Below are 23,737 nucleotides of genomic sequence, written 5' to 3'. Positions count from 1 at the left end.
GCATTTTCAAATAATAATATCCTTTTTGTTATTTCATGTTTACCTCTTCATTGTAATTGACACCAACTACAAACAATTAAAAGGTAACACAATGAAAACAACACTAAGATTTTTAACGTATTTTATGATGGCTTTTGCCATAGTAGTAACCAGTACATCCTGCGAAGGAGAAGATGGCATGGATGGTGCTGACGGAGTACAAGGAGAACAGGGAATCCCTGGAGAACAAGGGGAACCTGGACCTACACGATCTTCAATTTACACAGAATCCGGATCCCTCAATAATTCTTCCTATGATGTTACGAGTACCGCTACTCCAGTAGGACCGGTTTTAAATTTCACAAAGACATATGACGACTCATATATTGAGGTGTTTTTAAACTCAAACATAGCTAGCGGCACTTTTGCTGGAGGAGCCTCTGGTATTAGTTTTGAAATTAGACTGGACGGTAATCTAGGAAGCTTACTAAATAATGGTGCTATTGGCATAAGTAATGCTGAAGAGTTTATTTCTGTTTTCGATGTATTTGAAAATGTTGACATAGGAGATCATACCGTTCAGATATATGCAAGAACCAATACAGGTACTTCTTCGGGTATTGTCTTGGATCCAGGAGGTTGGAACGGTAAAATAATCGTAAAAGAGACCTTCTAAATATATTCCATTTTTAAACATAGAAAAAGAGGCATTCATGTTTACTTCTTTATTCCAATGTACACTAATAATAAATCACAAAACTTAAAATGATGAAAACAACACTAAAATTTTTAACGTATTTTACAATGGCTTTTGCTTTAATAATAACAAGTATCTCTTGTGAGGGAGAAGATGGTATGGATGGTGCAGATGGAGTTCAAGGCGTCGCTGGTGCTGATGGTGCAGATGGCCAAAATGGTGCTGATGGAACTGATGGAGAAGATGGTAATGCCAATGTTATTTCCATATCTTTTGATGCATATGCTATATCTACAGGTCAAAATGAATTCGAAGTTCCTGAATTAACCCAGGAGATATATGATAATGGTTTCGTATATGGATATACGACAGTTAATGGCAATGCTTTTTGGGAAACCTTACCCATAGTAATTGGCGGAGAAACACGCTTGGATATTGATAGAATAGAAGTAGGCAAAATTATATTAACCTCTCTATTTGACCAGACATTAGATTTTCGATTCGTACTAGTAGCAGGTAATGATGTTAATGCCGTTGATTTTTCTAATTATTATGAGGTAGAATCTTTTCTAAAAAAATAAAATGTGATCATTAATAGTATTACTATCTATTTTTATATGTAAAAAGTAAAAAAAAGTAGCTATAAAAATAGTTGCTTTTTTTTATCTTGTTTTCTCAAAATGACAAGTATGACAATTAAAAGAACAGGCACCATACTGTATGTACAAAACTATCTCGAATGTATTAAGTTTTATCAGGAAATAGTTGGGCTTACCATACTTTTTCAAAATAATCAATTAACTTGTTTTGATTTACATGGTACGTATCTTATGGTAGAAATAGAAGATCGGAACACTTATAAGAATCTTCCTCCAGAACATAAAAGGGTTTTTTCTTGCATACGAATCAACACAGATGATGTTAAAGGTCATGCAGAGCAACTACGATTAAAAAATATCGAGGTTGATTATCAAGAAAATGACTGGGGAACGGTTGCTAAATTCTATGACCCGGATGGTAATCTTATTGCTTATAAAGATGAAGAAACTTTTTTAGCACAAATCAGTAATTATAAACTACACGAGTAATATCCTTTCAGTTTTTAATTTACTACTCTAAAATTTTTCATCAACCATAGGATTTCGTAGTTTTAGAACACAAATTATAAATCAACTTACTAATGGGAATTTTTGACGAAATAAAGAAAAAGCTTAGCCATGAATTTATCGATATTATTGAATGGTTAGATAGCACTAACGACACTATCGTTCATAGATTTGAACGTTATCAAAATGAGATAAAAAACGGTGCAAAGCTGATCGTTAGAGAAGGACAAACTGCTGTTTTCATTAATGAAGGACAGTTAGCAGATGTTTTTACATCAGGAACCTATACTTTAGATACTCAAAACCTACCTATTTTAACCACTTTAAAAGGATGGAAATATGGTTTTAATAGTCCATTTAAAGCAGAAGTATACTTTGTAAACACCCATTTATTTACAGATGAAAAATGGGGAACTAAAAACCCTATAACTTTAAACGATGATCGTTTTGGATTAGTTGAAATCAGAGCATTTGGTACCTATGCTTTTAAAATTAACGATGCCGGAAAATTTATTGTCGATATTGTAGGCACGGACGCTAATTTTACCAATTACGAAATTAATGAACATCTAAAGAGTTTAATAGCTACCCGCTTTACAGACACCATTGGAGAGGCAAACTTACCTATTGAGTTATATGCAGCAAATACCAGTGAGTTATCTGAAACTTGTATGGAAGTGATGCAACCGGAGTTTAATGCTGTGGGTATCTCGCTGGAAAGATTTTATATAGAAAATGTTTCTATGCCAGAAGAGTTGAAAAAAGAAATTTTTGAGTATAGCAGAATTGACAAGTTAGATCTTGATAAATTAACTAAATTTAAAACGGCAAAAGCCATTGAAGCAGCCGCAGCAAATGAAGGAGGAACCGCAGGTGCTGGAATGGGTATGGGTATGGGGTTTGTACTCGCTCAACAGATGGGTGGGATGATGAATCCTATGACAGCTCAACAACCTGTGCAATCCCAACCAACTTCACCAGTAGCTCCACCACCAATGCCAGTGCAAGTTCAATATTTTTATGCGACTAATGGGCAACAAGCAGGGCCTGTATCCTTTGATCAGCTAAAAGTATTATTCGCTAACAGAACCGTAAACAAAGATTCTCTTGTCTGGAAACAAGGAATGAATAATTGGACTCCACTTAAGGATGTAGAAGAATTAAAATCATTCTTAGGAGGTAATACACCACCACCACTACCAGGAAACTAATTAAAACAAAATCATATTCATTAAATTCTGGTCTTCATCAGAATGACCATGTTATGGAAGAAGAAAAAAAAGCATTTTCTGAACAAAAAAAGTCTTGTGTTAATTGTGGTGCTGAGTTAACCTATAAACCAGGAACCACTCAGATAACGTGTGATTATTGTGGGCATGAAGAAACAATTATTCCTCATCAAGATGGATTTAAAGAACTAGAACTTAAACCATATCTTTCAGAAATGGGATCGGTATCCCATTCTGAAGAGATACTCATGCTACATTGCAAAAATTGCGGTGCTAACCAGCATGTAGAGGAAAATTATAAATCTCTACATTGTGTATATTGTACGATGCCACTAATTGTAGAAGATGCATATAAAGAGGATTGGATTCTACCTGGTGCTGTGCTCCCTTTTCAATTTGATCAAAAACAATCGCATCAAATATTTTCAAAATGGGTAAAGGGACTCTGGTTTGCTCCTAACAATTTAAAAAAAGCAGCATTAGACCCAGAATATACCAAAGGGCTGTATCTACCATATTGGACTTTTGACGCACAATTATACGCTGACTATACAGGAGAACGTGGTGATTACTACTATGTAAGCGTTCCATATACTACCACCGTCAATGGAAAATCAGTACGTAGAACCAGACAGGAACGAAGAACGAGATGGACCCAGAGCAATGGAAGTATTAAAGGTTTTGTAGATGATACGCTTATTAAAGCATCAGCACAAAAACAAAATACAATACCCACCAAAATAGCGCACTGGAATTTAGATGCATTAGAACCTTTTAATACATCATTTTTAGCAGGTTTTGTAACTGAAAAATATACTATTCCGTTAAAAGATGGTCATTTGTCCTCTACACGCGAAGCTGAAAATATTGCTCGCTCATGGGCACGCACTGATATCGGAGGTGACACACAAAGAGTTCACTCTATCGATATGAGTTTATCAGAAGAAACTTTTAAACATATACTGCTCCCTGTATATATTAGTTCATATAAATACAGTGGTAAAAAATATCATTTCTTTATAAATGGGCAAACCGGTAATATTTCAGGTAAAAGACCTTATTCGTTCTGGAAAATATTTTTCTTTATCTTATTAATTGTTACCATTATTGGAATCATTGTCTGGTTATACAATAAATAAAAGAAATTATAAAGTTAGTTACAAGCGTTACTTCATTTCTATAAGTTCATAAGAAGTAGTGCTCATATCTTGACATAATTTTTCTTTTGCAATAAACTGTATTGTACTATTATTAGTCATTTTTTTTATACGTTTAGCAATCTTATCTATATGGACTAAAAAAATATGATTTCCTATTGTTAAAGTTGAAGATAATCCGGCACCAGAAGCAACAACGTTAGTAACTTTTATTTCTATAGTATTAAGGTTCTTTTTTCCGCATACATCTTGCTGTGTTGTTTTACCCGTAATAATTCCTTTAAAAATAATTGTATTAGGATCAACCTGAGGTGCATTAACCTCATAGAATTTTGGTTTTTCGACCGGAGGTTTTGATATGGAATCACTTTCATTTTGCTGAGCTATGGTCGTATTAGATTTACAAGAAATTAAAACAATTATCGTCAGAAAACAAATGATGCGATTCATACTTTTCATTATTCTAAATTAAAAAAAGCCGTTAAAAAAAATTAACGGCTTCTTCATTTTATAAATTTTAATTCTTAATAATTTTAAAACTTTTACTAGACACATCACTAGATAAATTCACGAAATAAAACCCTGAATTCATATTAGAAGCATTCCATAGATGGTTTTCTTTTACATCTAGGTTTGATGCATTATGAATTAATTTTCCAGAAATATCAAATATTTGAATTGATATCCTTTCTCCTAAGTCAAGCGCTTCAAAACTAAATGTAAACTGATCTGAGGAAGGATTAGGCCACACTAACGAACTAATTTCAGAGGTTAATACTGCTAAAGGTTCTTGTTCGTTTATTTCTGCTCCATTAGGGGTAATCCCCACGTCTTCTATATCCCCAAAAATCTGAAAAGTCTGATCTAACGGATCTCTACCCAGTGCAACAGAAGCTGGAATCCATTCAGTAGCTCCTACACCAAAGAGATTTGCCACATCAATCCATTGACTTTCTGCACCTACTTCATTATTTTGTGAACTCCAGAACCATTGATTTTCTCCATCAAACGCTACATTAACATAAATGGATATCCAATAATTACCACTTTCTAAGCGTACCGCCTCAGGCAATGTTATTGAAAGAGTAGGACTATCTAATTCTGATACCGGGGCAATTGCACCACTGTTATAAATTGAAGCTCCTGGTATACCATTAGTATCTTCATAAATTTCTATACTTACACTATCAAAAATAGGAGTGCCATTTGCCCCTCCAAAAGCAATGATTCTGTCCACATTCCAAACATTACCCTCTGGTATCGTAAAATCATCGGCAGCCTGAACAACAGCTCCAAAATCCAGAAAATTTTGAGATGGCAAACTACTAATAATTGCATTAGTTTGCTCATAGATTGATGGCTCAGAAACTGTTACTGTAAAGCCCTCAGAAACTTGTTCTTCTCCAGAAGAAGCAATTAAACCAATCGCTGCCTGACCAATATTTTCACCCGCATATGATACGAGAAGGGTTTCGTCTGATCTTGTAACTGTAACCAGTTCAGGATTAGAATTGGTTAATTCGATCTCTATGGGTAATCCCTCAGATTGTACAAATAAATCAGTAATATCAATACTTATTTCTTGACTTTCACCTTCATCAATAAAAATATCATTTAATAAAAAGGTGGCGGTCAAGGAAGCTTCAGGAAGTGGAGTTATAACGGGAAGGCGTGCACTAAACAAACCATTTCCGTGCACTGCAAGTGCAATAAACCCATCTTTTCTAGTAGCTACCTCATCTGCTACAGCGTCACCAATTACATTGTTTTCTTTTCTCCACACTGTATTTTGCCCATTAAGGCGATTTGTATAATAGAGTCCCGTACTCGTCGCAGCAAATATAGTTTGTCCGTTAGATTGAGTAGAACGACTTGCTCCTAAAAAAGCAGTACTTCTTACGGATGGGCCTGTTCCGGTTCCGTCTCTATTTTCTTCTAAGTTTCCACTTATATCTGTCCAGCTTTCTCCTCCATTTTCGGTAATAAATAAACTTGGAATTCCATAATTAGAAAAAGTAATAACCACTCTATCAGAGTTTGACGGATCTACATTAATATCGTTAACAGTTCCCACAGGTAATCCTTTTCCTGTAGCAAGGTCTTCAGCGATTTGATCATCTATATTAGCGTTATCAATTTTAAATATCAAACCACTATTTGTACCATAATATAAAATATTAGCAACAGGATATTTAGAAATATCCAAAGAAGTAATCGTAGAACCATCCGGTGTATTAGAAGCGGTAATATTTACCCAGTTTTCTGTAGCAGCACCATTAGTAAATAATGGAAGCCCATCCAGATCATTATTACGCCAGATCGTAGTAAGTGCCGGCATATACATAATATTATCGTTATTAGGATCCAAAACAAATGGATTCACAAATGAAAATCCACCTGCTGCTGCTGGTTCTACAGCTGAAAAGGATTCGAATGTACCTTCCTCATCAAAATTAAATCGAAAAACGTTTCCCCGTTGTGAAGAAACATAACGAGTTAGTCCTCCATCTGCTATAGCACTGTACGTTCCATCTCCACCAAAATCTTCTTCCCAAACAGCATTTGTTTCTGTACTATTAGTAAACCAGGTACCATTATCCTGAAAACCAGCAACCAAATCGTCTGTATTAGGCTCTGGATCAAAAGCAACGTGATAAGGCTGGGTAGTAAGATATCCATTATTAAGATCAACCCAAGTGACTGGCTCAACACCAGGATTTGTTGCTAAAATATCTTCTGTTACATATACGCCTCCATCATTTCCAGACAATACCTTATTAGGGTTTGATGGGTAAAAAAGAAAGGCGTGTTGATCAGGGTGCTGATTCGTGTATAAACTCACATTATTTAATGGAGAATATCCTGCAATCCAGCTATCTTGACCTGTTGGTGTTGTAAATCCAGTAGTAGATCTATATATATTAGTCCCTCCTACAAAAATAATATTACTATCTGTAGGGTGCACTTCTAATACCATATTATACTCACCTTGCAGATTTAAATTACCTACACTTCCTCCGATACCAAAAGGTAAATTACTACTTAGATCTATCCATATCTCTTCTGTATCGGTTGGAGTCGAATTATATTTATTTAAGAGAGCAGCTGTTCCTATACCACTATTATTTTGTGATAGAAAATAAACAATACTTTCATCAGATGGATCAATTTCAATCACGGTTCTACCAAAATCTGGAACAAAATCTACTGGAGTTATATTTGTCCAGTTTATTCCATCTGATGATGTAAAGAACCCTGTACCTGGATCACTATCAGAATCTAAGGTGGCGTATAATATACCTGTGGAAGTTACCACTACTTCTGCTTTAGCATCAAAACCACCTGATAAAACTTCTGTAAAAGAATTCCCTCCATCTGTAGAACGTTGGATCCCGGTAATGGAACCTACATACACTTCTCCATTCACCGGATTAATAGCAATAGAATTAAGCAGGTCAAGAGACGAGAATGAACCTGGATCTTCATCATTAGTAGATCTTAGATTTTCAAAGGTACGACCTCCATCTTGTGATTTATAAATTCCAGTACCTTGATAAAAGGCTCCACCAGCGCTGGCCGAATTTCCATAACGTTCTCCTGATATGTAATACCACGTATTGCTTTGTGAAGGCCTGGGGTCTTGTATGATACCTGTGATACTTGGATTTTGAAACGATCGTGTAATCTTTCTCCAAGTTTCACCATTATTTTCAGATCTCCATAGTCCACCAGATACCCCTCCTGCAAGAATTACATTCTCGTTTGTGTAATCAATAGCTAAGGCCCTTGTTCTACCTCCTACGTTAAATGGACCTCTTTTTGTCCAATAAGAAAAATTAGAATTTGATTTTTGCTGTTGTCCATTTGAGACCGCATTTTTTACATCTGTTCCCAATGCTATTTTACTGGAGAACTGAAATTCAGCTTTTCTGATTCCATCCGGAATTTTACCCGTGTTTGGATCTTTTAGACGTTCGAATTCGTAGTTAGCACGATCCACAGCATCATCAGCTACTCGCTCTATCTTAGTTGTTGCAGAGCCTTTTTTACTATCAAACATTTTAATCTGTTTGTACAGTGCATGACCCTTTTTAATATTTTGTTGAGTTGTTTTTGGTGTCTGCGCATTTATCGTACTGCACAAACACAATGTAAAAAAGGCAAGAAAACCTTTTCTAAAATTGTGTAAATTTAAATACATTTTGAGTTAATTTATGTGAATAACCACTAAATTAATTTAATAATTACGGATAAACTGTTAAAAAAAAACAAAATAACAGTTGTTTAATATTTTCTAATTTAATCAAAATCAACAATAAAATGATTTTACCAAGTCGCTTTAAACTAGATATTTATGAATTGCAAACTATTGAGAAAGTATAATTTCTAGACTTTCGGTGAGTACATGACATTGATCGCTCTCTACAAGTATAGGATCAGAAGATGTATAGGTTTTATAACCTTCCCCACGTATGGTTATAAAATAATTACCTGGTCGTTCTGCTGCTCCAATAAAAGCATCTGTTCCCGTTATATTTATTAATTTTTCGCTGTATTCGCCATCTTTTGCTACTACAGTAATACCCTCTTTTATAATAATAGCATTAGTATCAATAGCAGCAGACCTAACGGTGATTTCTAGGCCGTAACGAAGCTCTTCTGTACAAAAAACAGGATCTGTAGTTACTTCGTCATTGTCGATATCTACTGAACAAGAAGTACAAATTAATAACAATACTATTAGCAGTTTCTTAGTATTCATAAGTATTTATTAGATGCAATTTTATAGGAAAGGTTGCTTCTTTTACACTGCTAAGATACACAGACCATAAAAAATCACCCCCCTTTAAGCATCAAAAAACAATTTATAAATCAAACTTAATACCTTGCGCTAACGGTAATTCTGTAGTATAATTTATAGTATTTGTTTGTCGTCTCATATATATTTTCCAGGCATCGGACCCTGACTCTCTTCCTCCACCTGTGTCTTTTTCCCCGCCAAAGGCTCCACCAATTTCTGCTCCAGATGTTCCTATGTTTACATTAGCTATTCCGCAATCAGAACCTGCCACAGACAAAAATCGCTCAGCCTCTCGCAAATTATTGGTCATAATCGCTGAGGATAATCCTTGTGCAACCCCATTCTGAATATCAATGGCGTTCTCCACATCTCCAGTATATTTTAATAAATACAATACAGGTGCAAATGTTTCATGCTGTACAATTTTGTAAGAACCTTCTGCTTCTGCAATTGCTGGCTTTACATAACATCCACTTTCATATCCATCGCCAGAAAGTACTCCTCCTTCTACTACCATAGTACCACCTTCTTCTACTACTTTTACCAACGCATCTTCATACCCCTTTACCGCGTCTTTATCAATTAACGGACCTACATGATTATTCTCATCCAGTGGGTTGCCTATGTTTAGTTGTGCATACGCATCTACTACTGCTTTTTTAACTCCTTCATAAATTGAATCATGAATAATTAATCGTCGTGTAGAGGTACACCGCTGTCCTGCCGTTCCCACTGCTCCAAATACAGCTCCTATTACTGTCATCTTAATATCTGCATCTGGTGTAACAATGATAGCATTATTACCTCCTAACTCTAGTAATGATTTTCCTAAACGTCCTCCAACAGTGGCACCAACAATTTTACCCATTCTGGTAGAACCTGTTGCAGAAATTAATGGGATACGCTTATCTGTAGTCATCATCTCCCCGACTTTGTAATCTCCATTAACCAGACAAGAGATCCCTTCTGGTACATTATTTTTTTCTAAAACCTTTGCTATTATATTTTGGCAGGCGACTCCACAAAGTGGTGTTTTCTCACTTGGTTTCCAAACACATACATCTCCACAAATCCAAGCCAGTGTTGTGTTCCAAGCCCAAACCGCTACTGGAAAATTAAATGCTGAAATAATTCCAACTATGCCTAATGGATGGTATTGCTCATACATTCGATGCCCGGGACGTTCAGAATGCATCGTCAACCCATGTAATTGTCTTGATAAACCGACTGCAAAATCACAAATATCAATCATCTCCTGTACTTCTCCCAATCCTTCTTGATAAGACTTCCCCATCTCATAAGAAACTAATTTTCCTAAAGGTTCTTTTAGTTTACGCAACTCTTCTCCAAACTGGCGTACGATCTCTCCTCTTTGTGGAGCGGGCACGGTTCTCCATTCTTTAAAAGCTACTTGTGCTTTTTCTAATACCTGCTCATAATTTTCTTTAGTAGTAGTTGTTACCTTTCCTATTAACAGACCATCAACTGGAGAATAAGATGAAATCTCATCTCCTCCAGAAAACCAATCAGATCCCGTAGAAGTACCTTTATTAAATTCAGAAATCCCTAATTGATTTAATGCCTTTTCTATTCCAAAATCTGATGCTATTGCTGCCATAGTAAATTGAGTTAATTATAAAAAAGCAAAGATACATTCTTTTGAAAATATATTAAATTTTGCCTTATTTTATTATCGATAATTAATTATTCTTTATGTAAACGCTTATAAAAACATCAATTTACTAATAATTTATATTTATCCTTCTAATACGAATCGGGTATCGGTTGGCATAATTGTACCACAATTATTACATGTTCTGGCTTCCTTATCACCATAGAAATCTTTAAAATGTTTTAAAAAATCTTTCTCAATATCATCTAATTTAAAATATACTTCGTGTAATTTATGATTGCACACGTCACAAAACCACAACAAACCGTCTTCAGCCCCAAGATCCGTTCTCTTTCTTTCAATAACTAATCCAATAGAATCCTTCTGACGAACGGGAGAATGAGGAACCTTAGCAGGATGTAAATACATATCTCCAGGACCTAACTTCATCGTTACCTTTTTACCATCTTCCTGCACATGTACTTCGATCTCGCCCTCTAACTGATAGAACAATTCTTCAGTTTCATTATAATGATAATCCTTTCTTGCATTAGGACCTGCAACGATCATTACAATATAATCACCTGCATCTTTGTATAGATTTTTATTCCCTACAGGCGGTTTTAAAACATCTCTGTTTTCTTCAATCCACTTATTGAGATTGAATGGTTTTTGAATAGACATAAAACGTATAATTTTAAAATATAAAAATACAGAAGTTTATGTATCTAATTTAGTTTCCAATTATTTTATCATTTTTTTATTATAAGAAAGTAATAAGTTCCTAGTATCTTATCCGCAATAATTATAAAAAATGAAGGATCTTGTTTTACATAGAATCTAGTTCAATTATCTGTATACATAGGACTTTAGAATCAGAGTTTCACTAAAAAGAAATCGCTCAGACAAGATTTCTCTTGTTGAACGATTTCCAACTAAATAACCAACCAAAAAAAATTAAATATTGTTTAGTAAACTTTTATTTTGAAAGTTTCATAAAATCAGCTTTTTTCATTCTTTTTTTGTCGTTTTGTGCTGACTTCCCATTCTCTGTACTTTTAAATTCAAGAAATCCTCTTCCTATAAATTCATATATTGTTCCTGATGATGGATGAAATAATCTAATCTCTTTATCATTTATAACGGTTAACTCGAAATATTCATTGCCTAAAAAATCGTAATCAAGTGTTAAAATTTTTGTGTACCCAGTATTTGCAATATTATCTATTGCATAATAACCTGTATAATCGTAGTATATATCATTGATATTCAGATTATTAATATCTTTTGAGCTTTTAAAATTATCCCCTGATCCTTGATATAAAAACTTCAAATAATTCTCATTATCAAACTCATTTAGAGCACCAAACTGACTTGTATACACTTTTTCCCAAGCTCTGTACTCGTGTAAAAAGTAATGGATGTTATCATAAAATACTAAATCATAATCAAATGTATTTCGTTGATATCCTTCTAAAAAGTAACTAGTATTAGTTACACGATCAATCAATTTTATTTCGTTATTGGATATTTGCACTACCGTAAGATCATAAAATCCGTCTATATCATGGTCAATATCTAACTGCATTCTATTGGTATCATAAAAACCCACGTCCAATCCAAAGCCATTCCCGTTACTACCAATTCCTACCAGATTATTATTTGCATAAAATACTCCATTTTTAAAAGAAACAGTAAATGCTTTCTGGAGAAAAGGAATTTCACCTGTTCCCTGAGTACGTTCTATATCAACATACCAAATCTCATAGGTATTTAATAATTGATTTAATGTAATCGAAGGTTCTTCAATAAGAATATCATCTTCTATAATCACTTCTGCTACACAAGAAGTTAATAGTAAAGAACCAATAATAAAAGCCGAAAGTAATTTTAAAGTTTTCATAAGCTATGTGTTTTCAATTTCAATTAACAGAAACCAAAAGACGTGCCAAACTCACAAACTATTGTTTAACAAATACTTACACTCATTAGTATTTTCCGTATTTTTGAACCCACAATCTTTTTCCATGAGTGATAAACTAAAATTTGCAGTAATTGGTGGTGGTAGTTGGGCTACAGCTATTGTAAAAATGCTGACTGAAAATTTAAACGAAGTAGGTTGGTATATGCGCAGCGTATATGCATTAGAACACCTAAGAAGACAACGTCATAATCCTAATTATCTAAGTTCTGTAGAGTTTAAGCTAGACCAATTAAAATTAACTAATGATATTAATGAAGCTGTTGCCTATGCTGATTATATAATTTTTGCTATACCTTCCGCTTTTTTGCATAGTGAATTACAGAAACTGACTGTATCATTACACGATAAAGTTATCTTTTCGGCAATCAAAGGAATTGTTCCTGAAACAGGATTAATTGTGGGAGAACATTTTCATGATGAATATACTATTGATTTTGATAATATAGGAGTCATTACAGGACCTTGCCACGCTGAGGAGGTTGCCTTAGAGCGTTTATCATATCTAACCATCGCTTGTAATGATGAGTCTAAAGCAAAAGTGGTTGCAGATAACTTACAAAGTGAATATATAAATTGTAAGATCAGTGATGATATTATTGGTACTGAGTATGCTGCTATGTTGAAGAATATTTATTCTATCGCTGCCGGTATAGCACACGGATTGGGTTATGGCGATAATTTTCAAAGTGTATTAATGAGCAATGCAATCCGAGAAATGAAGCGTTTTATCAAAAAGGTCCATAAAATGAAGCGTAATATTAATGATTCTGCCTATTTAGGTGATTTATTAGTTACAGGATATTCTATTTTCTCTCGTAATCGTATGTTTGGTAATATGATTGGTAAAGGGTATACTGTTAAAAGTGCTCAGATGGAAATGAACATGGTAGCAGAAGGATATTATGCAGCAAAAAGTGCTTACAAGATGAATGAATCTAATGGAGCAAAAACACCAATCATTGATGCGGTACATGCTATATTATATGAAAATAAAAATCCGAAAAATATTTTTAAAAAATTATCTGAAAAATTAGATTAAACCAGTGTTTGTAATCAATGCATTCAATATAAGCTACTAATAATAATCACATATGGAAACTACAGAGTTGATTAAAAAATTCTATACAGGTTTGAAAGAAAGTAATGGAGAACAAATGATATCCTGTTATCACGATGATGTTGTATTTGAAGATCCTGCCTTTGGAAAATTAGAAGGAGAAAGGGCTAAAAAAATGTGGTTGATGCTTTGTAAAAATGGAAAGGGCACAAAAGTAGAATTTTCTAATATTAAAGCAAACGAACAAACAGGGTCTGCGCATTGGGAGGCATGGTACAATTTTAGTCAAACTGGAAGATCTGTACATAATATCATTGATGCCAGTTTTGAGTTTAAAGATGGTAAAATCAGTAAACATACTGATTATTTTGATTTACATAAATGGGCATCTCAGGCAATGGGATGGAAAGGAAAATTGCTAGGAGGTACTAATTTCTTTAAGAAAAAACTACATCAGCAAACAAAAGCGACACTTGATAAATTTCAAGGATAAAAAGTATGATACCACTTCCATCACCCAAGGTATCTGTTGATTGGCTTTTAAAACAGCTTGATGATCCTAATCTTATAATTCTGGATGCTACTATTAAAAAAGTAACTTCTGAAGAAACTGCAAATAATCCAGGGCTCCAAATTAAAGGAGCGCGATTTTTTGATATTAAAAAATCATTTTCGGAAACCAATACCAATCTTCCAAACATGGTACCTTCTGCACAAGAATTTGAAATTGCCTGCAGAAGTCTTGGAATATGTAGCCATCATAAAATTATAATCTATGATACACATGGGATCTACTCTAGTCCGAGAGCATGGTGGATGTTCACAATTATGGGACATAAAAATGTGGCAATTCTAGATGGCGGTTTACCCGCTTGGATGAAGCAAGCATTACCTACAGAAACTAAACCAAAAAATCCGCTTCACTATAAAAAAGGGGATTTTAAGGCTATTTATAATTCAGCCATGGTTGTGGATCTAGCTAAAATGCTTTCTGAAACAAATGCTTCAGACTCTATAATTCTAGATGCCAGATCACATGGACGGTTTTATGGAACTGCTCCGGAGCCCAGAAATGATCTAAAAAGCGGTCACATTCCTAATTCTTTTAGCCTACCTTACACTAGGCTATTACACAATGGTCATCTACTACCTAAAGAAAAATTAAACGAAATCTTTGACGATTTTGATATTGAAAATAAAAGACTGATCTTTAGTTGTGGTTCTGGGATTACCGCTTGTATTATTTTAGTAGCCGCTCACATGTGCGGATATAAAAAACTTCAGGTATATGATGGTTCTTGGAGTGAATGGGGACAGATAGACGGCATCCCTATCGAATGTTGATTTTTGATAAAAAAACAGAAATCACAAACCTTAGACGAGGAGTCTCTGATGTATTACCAGAAACAATTCTCTAAAATTTAAATAAAAGACCAACTATAACATACAATGTTCTCACTTATGCGAAATCTTATTCTATTATTCACAATAACGTTTTTATGCTATTTTTCTAGCTCGGCTCAAATCCAGAAATTTACATTACAGGATTTTTACACTTATAATTCTGAGCTGGAATACACCGTTGACTCTATCTATCAGCGCCTTAATGACCGACAAAAAGTGGCTCAGATGATTATCAGTTCTGCCGGAGAGCTTGGAAAACCTATGGCAACCGTAGAAAAGTTAGCAAATGCAGATGCTATAGGCGGGGTTATTTTTCTAAAAGGTACGAAGGCTAAACATACAGAAAGTATTAATCTGCTAAATGCTATTTCTGCAAAAAATAAAACACTACCCTTACTGTTTAGTATGGATGCAGAGCCTAGTCTTTTTGCGAGTAGAATTAAGGGAGCAAAAGATGTAGGCAAAACCATTGATATTAAAACTGAAGCACAATCTGATGAAGTTGTCAATATAATCAATAGTGAACTTAGAGAAATTGGTGTGCACCATAATTATGCTCCAGTACTGGATATTAGTGCCAGCAATGAGGCAATTAAATCCAGAAGTTATGGTAGTGATAAAACTACTGTGATTACATTAGCAAATCAATTTATCAAATGCACACAGGAAGGTGGTATTATTGCTACAGCAAAACATTTTCCCGGACACGGATTGGTCAAAGGAGATACCCATAAGCAAAGTGTATATATTGATGGTCCACTGCAAGAGGTAGATAATTACAAAAAAATTATTGAAGATGGAGTCTTATCTATTATGATCGCACATATCACTATACAAAACAATGAAAAATATGGAACGAACGGTTTACCATCCAGTTGCTCAAGAAAAATAATAACAGGATTACTAAAAGAAGAAATGGGTTTTAAAGGAATTATTATTTCTGATGCCCTTAATATTATGAAGGCTGTCACTATATTAGATAATGCTCCACTATTGGCATCTAAGGCAGGTTGCGACCTTATTCTGATGCCTCAGGATGAAGAAAAAACCATCAATGCAGTACTTACAGCTATGAAGACAGATCCCCAGTATAAAAAACAAGTAATGCAATCTGTAAAAAAGATATTGAGATTAAAAGTCTGTGGTGGGGTGATTTAGAATTTTATTGAAAATAATATTCTCATTATTACTGCATAAAATCACCCTTGGTATTTATTAATAGGAATATTGATTCATTATAATAAAATAAATATTTCCCTATAAATTGTAGGGAAAAACCCTCAAAAAAAAGAAAGTAAAGATTTTTTTAATAAAGTTATACAAGTATATTTGACTATCGTCTATGATTTACCCCTCTGAATTTTCAGGATCATAATTGTTTTTATTCTTTAAAAACCGTTTCTGTAATATATACAATCTTTATATCAATTTTTAATCTTAAATTTTAAAACTTTATAGTATGAAAAATATCATTTTAACCTTAGCCTTTTTAGCTGGAAACTATGCTGTTTCAGCAACAGAATGTAATTCTTTAGATATTGATAACACATCAGATATCGAAGATACTACGTGTGTAAGATATGAAACATTTACAAGTAATGATGGGCAAATATCCTATACAATTCAAATGCCTTGTTAACAAATAAACAATTACAGAAATGGTTTTTAATTTAAATATGAAAGCATTAATACCTTACTTCACTTTTATGCTAGCAAATGTTACGCTAGCTCAATCGGGTATCATACATTATGACAAGTTACTAAACAATGTAGCTGGGGAATTATGGGCTACTCCTCAAGCACTATATTTTGATACAGAACAATCGCTGTTTATAGAATTAGGAAAAGGAAAAAAACTAACTGAGGCTTATAAAGAAGGAGAGATGGATCGAGAGGGAATCATCAGAAGCTCTAAAAAGATGCCTAGCAAAGGTTTTTATGATTATTATTATATAGATAAGAAACAAAATGAAATTTTGTTTAAGGAACAAATAGCGGAAACCACCTATGAAATAAAAAACACATTAGAACCTATCATATGGGTGCTGTATGATGAACAAAAAGATATTGAGGGCTTTAGCTGTCAAAAAGCTACAACCACCTTTAGAGGAAGAGATTATACAGCTTGGTTTACCTCAGATATCCCTGTTGATATAGGACCTTGGAAACTTAATGGTTTACCTGGCCTGATTATGGATGTTATAGATGCCACTGGCAAATATAGATTTAGAATCTCAAAAATTGATTTAAAACCAGATCAAAAAATACTGCAAGAAAATCTAAAAAAACCAAATCAAAAAAATACAAAAAACTTTGAGGTGTATAAAAACGCTGTAAAGAATGCATTTGATGATCAGATGGCAATTGCACAATCTCGCATACCTAAGGGTGCTAAATTAGTTTTCAAAGGTCCTGATTGTACTACCTGCCCTGATCCTGATAATTATCTAATAGAACGGTATAAATAGATAACACATTGCCTATAACCTATTTATTAAAATTTTATAGTTGCCTAATATATTTATTATTAGGCAACTTTTTATCTGCACAATCCATTTTGTCAGGTAGTATATCCGATAGCCTATCTCAGCCTATAGAATCAGTTAATGTCTACCTAAAGCAGCTACCTAGTAATTCTATAGTTGCCTATACCCATACAAATGCACTTGGCAAATATCATATTAAGACTGATATTCTAGGTGAGGCAACCCTGAGCTTTTCCTCATTAGGGTATCAAACTATAGACATTCCTGTAATTATTAAGCAGGGTGATCAAAAGTTAGAGGATGTTATATTATACGATGCTCCTACACAATTGGATCAGGTCATCATCATCTCAGAACTCGCGATTACAGAAAAAAAAGATACCATTGTTTTTAACGCGTCCTCTTTTAAACAAGGAGAAGAGACCGTCGTACAAGATTTACTTAGAAAACTCCCCGGAGTTGATGTTTTAGAAAATGGGACGATCAAAGTGGATGGAAAAGAGGTAGAAAAAGTAATGGTAGAAGGGGATGATTTTTTTAAAAAAGGATATAAATTATTGACCAAAAACCTAGATGTAAACGCAATAAATAAAGTCGAGGTCTTACGACGCTATTCTAACAATAAACTCTTAAAAGGAATTGAAGAAAGTCAAAAAGTAGCGATTAACTTAAAACTGGATGAAGACTTCAAAAGAGATTGGTTCGGTAATATAGCCTCAGGATATGGTTTTATATCAGAAAACCAATATGATGTAGATCTTGTTCTCTCTAATTTTGGAAAAAAAAACATTTACTTTATTATTAGTAGTCTCAACAATATCGGAGAGGATGTGACAGAAGATGTAAAAGGGTTAATATATGCGCAAAACGATACAGATGAGCCAGGTTCCATAGGCCAAAACCAGACTACAACCTCGTTTATTGATTTGCCATTTTCTGTACCTGGTTTAAAAAAATCAAGAACCAATTTTAATAATGCGGAATTAGCTTCTGCTAATTCAATTTTCAAGATATCTAAAAAAATTAATCTCAAAATACTTGGGCTTTTTAACACTGATGATGCCTCATTTTTTAGAAATGGTACAAATACCTTTACAGCACTCTCAGAAGATTCGTTTACTAATAGCGAATCATATGAATTAATAAAAAATACTGCTGTTGGATATGGTAGTATAGAATTAAACTATGATATTTCTAATGCCCAATCACTTCTTTATGAAGGAAAGTACAATAATTCGGATTTTACCACAAATACTAGTCTACTTTTTAACGATCAACAAAATAATGAGTCTCTTAATGACTCTAATCAATTACATGATCACATGATTAAATATAGCAATAGATTTAGGGATGCTAAAGTATTGATTTTATCAAGTAGATTTATAAGTGAAAAAAGACCGGAAATATATAATAATGATCAATTTCTATTCGAAGAATTATTTCCAAATAGTGGAGAAACCACAAATATCCAACAAGTAAATGAAAATAAGTTTGATTTTTTTGGCTTAAAATCACATGTATTAGATCGAAAAAAAAATGATGATTTATTAGATATTAGTATGGGATATACTTACAGAAAAGATCATTTACAATCAAGCCTTCTACTAAATCAAGATCAGAATTTTACTAATGCTAATGACTATACCAATGAAATAACCTATCAGGTACAAGATATATATGTTACAGCTGGGTATCGCAAAAAGTTAAGAGATATTGATCTTGCATTAAATTTAGAAGGTCACCAATTAATAAACGAACTGCAAGAAGATACACAATTAAAAAAAGAAACCCCCTTTTTGATTAATACTACGGTTAATTTTAATTGGGAAATTAATGATAACCAAAAGCTTTTTGCTTTTGCAGAAAAAAAAGCCTCTAATGCTAATTTACCAGATGTTTATAGCAATTACGCCCTTACTGGATTTAGAAATTTTTCCAGAGGAACTGGAACTTTTAACCAATGGAACTCTAATAAGCTCTTTGCAGGATATAACATAGGTAATTACGGCAGTCGATTTATTACTAATATTTCAATTTCCTATGTTAAGGACTCTGATTTTTTAAGTGAAAATTTGCAAATAGAACCAAATTATACACAGAGCACTAAAATTAAAATTAATAACAGAGAATTTTATAGAGCAAACGTTCATATAGAACGCTATATTAAGTTAATTAGAAATAATTTTAAGTTAAAAACTGAGTACTCAGTATCGGAGTATAAAAATATAGTAAACGATTCTGATTTGAGAATAGTAGAATTTGAGAAATATACTATAGGCTTTGAATTAAGATCTGGTTTTAAAGGAATATTCAATTATCATTTTGGTACTACTTGGGATATTAATAAAATTAATACTACTGCCAGTAAAAACAAAGCTACAGAAAATACTTCTTTCTTAGATCTTTCTTTTTATGTCGACCCCAGACTTACACTTGAATTCCAGAGTGAACGTTATTATTTTAGTAATCTTTCTAATAATGATAACAGTTATTATTTTATGGATATGGAGCTTAGGTATAAGCCAAAAAATACACGCATGAGTTTTTCCTTAATTGGGAATAATTTATTTAATACAAGCAGGTATGGTGATTATAATATTACCGATACTTTTATATCAAGTACCTCATATCGTTTGCTACCAAGATATTTACTAATAAAAATAGGTTATAAGTTCTAAGTCGCATACGAGAACTCTAAAGAGTTTTGGTTTTTTATCATATAAAAAGAATATCAAAGAAAGGTAGCTATATGAAATTAGTTTATTGGTTTTAACACTTCAAAAGATTTAGCTACTATTTCTCATCTCCATTGATAGTTCCTTCAGTTTTCTTTTTATCTTTTAATCTTTTCGCATCTTTCAAACATTTATGAATCATCCATTCTAATTGACCATTAACACTTCGGAATTCATCATCTGCCCATTTTTCAATTGACTTGAAGGTTTCCGGATCAATCCGTAGGGCAAATGATTTCTTCTTACTCATAATATTAATTTAAAGAACCTGCATTTATGACAGGGACAGCTTCTTTATCGCCACACAAAACTACCATTAAATTACTAACCATAGACGCTTTTTTATCCTCATCAAATTCGACAATACCATCAGCAGCTAATTTTGATAAAGCATCTTCTACCATGCCTACTGCTCCTTCCACAATCTTTTTACGGGCAGCTACAATAGCAACAGCTTGCTGTCTTTTAAGCATGGAGCTTGCGATTTCTGGTGCATAAGCTAAATAACCAATTCTCGCTTCTAGCACTTGTATTCCTGCCATAGCTAGACGTTCTGTAATTTCATTTTCCAATGCCTCGTTTACCTCATCCATTCCAGAACGCAATGTTAATTCAGCCATTTCATCATCAAAATTATCATATGGATAAGATCCCGCAAGTTTTCGCACAGCCGCATCCGTTTGTACTCTAACAAATTCTTCATAATGATCTACATCAAAAGCCGCTTTATATGTATCACTTACCTTCCATACTAAAATTACATTAATCATAATAGGATTTCCAACCTTATCATTCACTTTGACACGTTCACTATCAAAATTTCTTGCTCGTAAAGAAATTTTTTGTTTCGAATAAAAAGGATTTGCCCAAAAGAAACCATTATCTCTTACAGTTCCTTTATATGCACCAAACAACACTAGTACCTTAGAGTTATTAGGGTTAACTATAAAAAAACCTTTCACAATCAATAAGATAAAAGGGAATAAAATCAAAAACAAGGGATTTACTGTTACAATCATTCCAACAAGCAAAACAGCTATTAAAACAATTAATATTCCAAACATTATATACCCATTTGCAACTTTTATACTTTTTTCAATTTTCATAATGATATCATTTTGATATCACAATAATACAAATTATTTTTCAATTTACAATGAAAGATCGCTACATCACCCTTTCTTTTTCTTTATAGCTAAAACCCATCGTATATTTGCGGATATAAAAACCTCATAAGAAGTATCCTTATTGTGAATGACCTTTTACTGATAACACCGCCTTTTACTCAATTAAATACGCCCTACCCAGCGACGGCTTATCTAAAGGGATTCCTGAACACAAAAAATATTAGCTCTTTTCAGATGGACCTGGGTATTGAGGTGATTCTTAACCTCTATTCTAAAAAAGGATTAGAAGCATTATTCGAAGCTGCGCTTCAAAATGACGACATACGATCAGATAATGCACAAAGAATCTATGCTCTTAAAAATTCATATATAAAAACAATCGAAGATGTTGTCAGCTTTTTACAAGGGAAACAACAGACATTTGCAAGACAAATTATAACTGAAAGTTTTCTTCCAAAAGCTTCCAGATTTGAACAACTGGATGATATGGATTGGGCTTTTGGATCGATGGGTATGCAGGACAAAGCAAAACACCTGGCCACACTTTATCTTGAAGATCTATCTGATTTTATTGTAGAATGTATCGATGAAAATTTTGGATTTAGTCGATATGCTGAGCGATTGGGTCAAAGTGCCAATAGCTTTGATCAACTCCATGGATATTTACAAGAAGAAACAACTTACATTGATACTATTACTTTAAAAATTCTGGAAGAGAGATTACAACTGATACAACCTGCATTAGTTTGTATATCAGTACCATTTCCCGGTAATTTATACAGTGCTTTTCGCTGTGCGCAGTTTATTAAATCAAAATATCCCAACATCAAAACTTCTATGGGCGGTGGATTCCCTAATACTGAGTTGAGAACTGTTACTGATACCCGGGTTTTTGATTTCTTTGATTATATCACGCTAGACGATGGAGAACTACCTATAGAACTCTTAGTGTCTAACATACTGAATCCTGCAAAGGAAAACCCTGACCATAACCTTTTTAAAAGAACGTTTCTTATAGAAAATAAAAAAGTAGTGTACAATAATTTCACTACTAGAAAGGATTATAAACAAAGTGAAGTAGGTACTCCTGATTATAGTGATTTATTACTGGAAAAATATATTTCTGTAATAGAAATTGCTAATCCAATGCATAGTTTATGGAGTGATGGCAGATGGAATAAATTAACCATGGCGCATGGATGTTACTGGGGTAAATGCACGTTCTGCGATATTTCTCTGGATTATATTAAAATCTATGAACCTGTCGCTGCTAAATTACTGGTAGATAGAATGGAGCATATCATTGCGCAAACCGGAGAAAAGGGATTTCATTTTGTGGATGAGGCCGCACCTCCAGCTTTAATGAGAGCGTTAGCCATTGAGATTATAAAAAGAAAATTAACTGTCACATGGTGGACCAATATCAGGTTTGAAAAAAGTTTTACCCAAGATCTTTGTTTATTGTTAAAAGCATCTGGATGTATTGCTGTCTCCGGCGGATTAGAAGTTGCCTCTGATCGCTTATTAAAATTAATTGATAAAGGAGTGACTGTAGCGCAGGTAGCGTCTGTAACAAGAAATTTTACAGAAGCGGACATCATGGTACATTCTTATTTGATGTATGGATATCCAACACAAACTATTCAGGAAACGGTTGACAGTTTGGAGATGGTGCGACAATTATTTGAATTGGGTATCATACAATCAGGGTTTTGGCATCAATTTGCACTTACCACACATAGTCCGATAGGCGAAACCCCATCTAATTATGGTATCATACCTGAATATAAAGATATCTCCTTTGCTAATAATGACATTGATTTTAGAGATGAAACCGGCATTGACCACACTAAATTTAGTTTTGGATTAAAGAAATCTCTTTTCAATTATATGCACGGTATTGGATTTGATCTACCATTACAAGAATGGTTTGATTTAAAAATTCCACAAACTACAATTCATAGTGACCTTATATATGATTGTCTGGCTTCAGAAACACCTACATTACCAAAACCAACATCCAAAATAATTTGGTTAGGTAGTAAACCTGTTACTTCTCACTTTACAAAATCAAAAAAAGGAAAGACTATTGAGTTCTCACGAATGACCTTTCATAATGCTTCAGAAAGTATAGAAATTTCGGTAGAAATAGAAAAAGCGAAATGGTTACTAGAAATCTTAGAGGAAATATCAGTTATGGAAAATACAACTCTTTGTAACTTTGCACAGTTAAAAACCAGCTATGAACGCTGTTTTGATGCTTTTGAAGTGTTTTGGTACTCAGAATCTATCAGTATCCTAAGAGAAAATGGTTTATTAGTTTTATAAGTCGATTTTAATTAAAAAATGATACGTTTAAGAGC

The 23,737-nt window shown here is 33.5% G+C and carries 21 protein-coding genes; 13 read left to right on the top strand and 8 right to left on the bottom strand.

The window, feature by feature from the left end:
* Window positions 1-91: 91 nt before the first annotated feature.
* The 5 genes from ABD816_RS03635 (at window position 92) to ABD816_RS03615 (ending at window position 4,150) form a co-directional block, all read left to right on the top strand.
* Entirely contained in the window at window positions 92-655 is a 564-nt protein-coding gene (locus ABD816_RS03635; RefSeq protein ID WP_344924854.1) for a collagen-like triple helix repeat-containing protein, read from the top strand.
* Window positions 656-747: 92 nt separating this feature from the next.
* Entirely contained in the window at window positions 748-1,257 is a 510-nt protein-coding gene (locus ABD816_RS03630) for a collagen-like protein (RefSeq protein ID WP_344924852.1), read from the top strand.
* A 108-nt stretch (window positions 1,258-1,365) separates the two neighbouring features.
* A complete protein-coding gene (locus ABD816_RS03625) occupies window positions 1,366-1,764 on the top strand; it encodes a VOC family protein (protein WP_344924851.1) in 399 nt (132 codons plus the stop codon).
* Window positions 1,765-1,856: 92 nt separating this feature from the next.
* Window positions 1,857-2,993, top strand: a complete 1,137-nt coding sequence (locus ABD816_RS03620) for an SPFH domain-containing protein (RefSeq protein WP_344924849.1) — start codon at window positions 1,857-1,859, stop codon at window positions 2,991-2,993.
* A gap of 53 nt (window positions 2,994-3,046) precedes the next feature.
* The gene (locus ABD816_RS03615; RefSeq protein WP_344924847.1) at window positions 3,047-4,150 is read left to right on the top strand and encodes a TFIIB-type zinc ribbon-containing protein; all 1,104 of its coding nucleotides are present in this window, start codon (window positions 3,047-3,049) and stop codon (window positions 4,148-4,150) included.
* A 27-nt stretch (window positions 4,151-4,177) separates the two neighbouring features.
* Here the strand turns inward: ABD816_RS03615 and ABD816_RS03610 are convergent, their stop codons facing one another.
* From ABD816_RS03610 to ABD816_RS03585, 6 genes are all read right to left on the bottom strand, one after another.
* Window positions 4,178-4,618, bottom strand: coding sequence for a hypothetical protein (locus ABD816_RS03610; RefSeq protein ID WP_344924846.1), 441 nt, complete (start codon window positions 4,616-4,618; stop codon window positions 4,178-4,180).
* Between the two features lie 67 nt (window positions 4,619-4,685).
* The gene (locus tag ABD816_RS03605) at window positions 4,686-8,369 is read right to left on the bottom strand and encodes a T9SS type A sorting domain-containing protein (protein ID WP_344924844.1); all 3,684 of its coding nucleotides are present in this window, start codon (window positions 8,367-8,369) and stop codon (window positions 4,686-4,688) included.
* A 165-nt stretch (window positions 8,370-8,534) separates the two neighbouring features.
* Window positions 8,535-8,930, bottom strand: coding sequence for a hypothetical protein (locus tag ABD816_RS03600; protein WP_344924842.1), 396 nt, complete (start codon window positions 8,928-8,930; stop codon window positions 8,535-8,537).
* A 103-nt stretch (window positions 8,931-9,033) separates the two neighbouring features.
* Window positions 9,034-10,587, bottom strand: a complete 1,554-nt coding sequence (gene amaB, locus ABD816_RS03595; protein ID WP_344924840.1) for an L-piperidine-6-carboxylate dehydrogenase — start codon at window positions 10,585-10,587, stop codon at window positions 9,034-9,036.
* Between the two features lie 138 nt (window positions 10,588-10,725).
* Entirely contained in the window at window positions 10,726-11,265 is a 540-nt protein-coding gene (locus tag ABD816_RS03590) for a 3-hydroxyanthranilate 3,4-dioxygenase (protein ID WP_344924837.1), read from the bottom strand.
* A 295-nt stretch (window positions 11,266-11,560) separates the two neighbouring features.
* The gene (locus ABD816_RS03585; RefSeq protein WP_344924835.1) at window positions 11,561-12,484 is read right to left on the bottom strand and encodes a nicotinic acid mononucleotide adenyltransferase; all 924 of its coding nucleotides are present in this window, start codon (window positions 12,482-12,484) and stop codon (window positions 11,561-11,563) included.
* A gap of 124 nt (window positions 12,485-12,608) precedes the next feature.
* Here ABD816_RS03585 and ABD816_RS03580 point away from each other — a divergent pair, with 124 nt between their 5' ends.
* From ABD816_RS03580 to ABD816_RS03550, 7 genes are all read left to right on the top strand, one after another.
* Entirely contained in the window at window positions 12,609-13,604 is a 996-nt protein-coding gene (locus tag ABD816_RS03580; RefSeq protein WP_344924833.1) for an NAD(P)H-dependent glycerol-3-phosphate dehydrogenase, read from the top strand.
* Between the two features lie 52 nt (window positions 13,605-13,656).
* A complete protein-coding gene (locus tag ABD816_RS03575; RefSeq protein WP_344924830.1) occupies window positions 13,657-14,115 on the top strand; it encodes a nuclear transport factor 2 family protein in 459 nt (152 codons plus the stop codon).
* 5 nt (window positions 14,116-14,120) lie between these two features.
* Window positions 14,121-14,966, top strand: a complete 846-nt coding sequence (locus tag ABD816_RS03570) for a sulfurtransferase (RefSeq protein WP_344924828.1) — start codon at window positions 14,121-14,123, stop codon at window positions 14,964-14,966.
* 117 nt (window positions 14,967-15,083) lie between these two features.
* On the top strand, window positions 15,084-16,184 hold the full coding sequence (locus ABD816_RS03565) for a glycoside hydrolase family 3 N-terminal domain-containing protein (RefSeq protein WP_344924826.1): 1,101 nt from the start codon (window positions 15,084-15,086) through the stop codon (window positions 16,182-16,184).
* A gap of 301 nt (window positions 16,185-16,485) precedes the next feature.
* Window positions 16,486-16,665 carry a hypothetical protein gene (locus ABD816_RS03560; RefSeq protein ID WP_344924825.1) on the top strand — a complete coding sequence of 60 codons (180 nt, stop codon included), beginning with the start codon at window positions 16,486-16,488 and terminating at the stop codon, window positions 16,663-16,665.
* Window positions 16,666-16,702: 37 nt separating this feature from the next.
* Window positions 16,703-17,494 (top strand): GLPGLI family protein, encoded by a 792-nt coding sequence (locus ABD816_RS03555; protein ID WP_344924824.1) that lies wholly within the window; start codon window positions 16,703-16,705, stop codon window positions 17,492-17,494.
* Between the two features lie 89 nt (window positions 17,495-17,583).
* Window positions 17,584-20,190, top strand: a complete 2,607-nt coding sequence (locus ABD816_RS03550; protein ID WP_344924823.1) for a carboxypeptidase-like regulatory domain-containing protein — start codon at window positions 17,584-17,586, stop codon at window positions 20,188-20,190.
* Window positions 20,191-20,305: 115 nt separating this feature from the next.
* On the opposite strand, the gene ABD816_RS03545 is transcribed toward ABD816_RS03550, so the two are convergent.
* The gene (locus ABD816_RS03545; RefSeq protein ID WP_344924822.1) at window positions 20,306-20,497 is read right to left on the bottom strand and encodes a type II toxin-antitoxin system antitoxin; all 192 of its coding nucleotides are present in this window, start codon (window positions 20,495-20,497) and stop codon (window positions 20,306-20,308) included.
* 4 nt (window positions 20,498-20,501) lie between these two features.
* A complete protein-coding gene (locus ABD816_RS03540) occupies window positions 20,502-21,353 on the bottom strand; it encodes an SPFH domain-containing protein (RefSeq protein ID WP_344924821.1) in 852 nt (283 codons plus the stop codon).
* A 144-nt stretch (window positions 21,354-21,497) separates the two neighbouring features.
* On the opposite strand from ABD816_RS03540, the gene ABD816_RS03535 reads away from it, so the two are divergent.
* The gene (locus ABD816_RS03535; RefSeq protein WP_344924819.1) at window positions 21,498-23,702 is read left to right on the top strand and encodes a B12-binding domain-containing radical SAM protein; all 2,205 of its coding nucleotides are present in this window, start codon (window positions 21,498-21,500) and stop codon (window positions 23,700-23,702) included.
* Window positions 23,703-23,737 lie beyond the last annotated feature (35 nt).

The sequence above is a fragment of the Aquimarina addita genome (genome assembly GCF_039539305.1).
GTDB classification, from domain to species: domain Bacteria; phylum Bacteroidota; class Bacteroidia; order Flavobacteriales; family Flavobacteriaceae; genus Aquimarina; species Aquimarina addita.
This window is presented reverse-complemented; position numbering and strand designations above follow the sequence as displayed.